This is a genomic window from Pseudoalteromonas sp. P1-25 (assembly GCF_001401805.1).
GTDB lineage: Bacteria > Pseudomonadota > Gammaproteobacteria > Enterobacterales > Alteromonadaceae > Pseudoalteromonas.
The window spans coordinates 1-425 of record NZ_LKDW01000096.1 but is presented as its reverse complement, the minus strand read 5'-3'; the positions used below and the strand labels follow the sequence as shown (position 1 = coordinate 425).

Annotated in this window: 1 protein-coding gene; it reads left to right on the top strand. The window is 44.0% G+C overall.

Annotation, left to right across the window (positions count from 1 at the left end; translation table 11 throughout):
- Positions 1-425, top strand: a 425-nt coding sequence (locus AN393_RS19695) for an MFS transporter (protein ID WP_152968302.1), incomplete at both ends; no start/stop codon positions are given.

Here is a 425-nt window from a genome sequence, read left to right as displayed (position 1 = left end):
ATTTTAGGATTATCAGAGTTTTCAATGATGCCTATGCTGCCGCTGATCAGTGAAACGTTTGGCTCAACCCCTTCGCAAAGTGGCTATGCTATTAGCGCCTATGCGATTGGCGTTGTAGTTGGCGCACCGGTATTAATGCTTACAACGGCCAACATGCGAAAACGCAAAGCTTTGCTGATTTTTTTAAGCTTAATGTGTATTGCTAATGGTTTGAGTGCATTAGCAACCTCATTGGAGCAGCTTGTTGTTTTTCGTTTTTTAAGTGGCTTACCTCACGGTGCTTACTTTGGTGCCGCTATTTTGCTTGCCTCCGATATTGCTCCTTCGGGTAAACGGGCAAGCTTTATGTCAAAAGTATTTATGGGCTTGACCATTGCAACCATTGTTGGCGTGCCTATTGTTACCTTGGTGGGGCAAAATCTAAG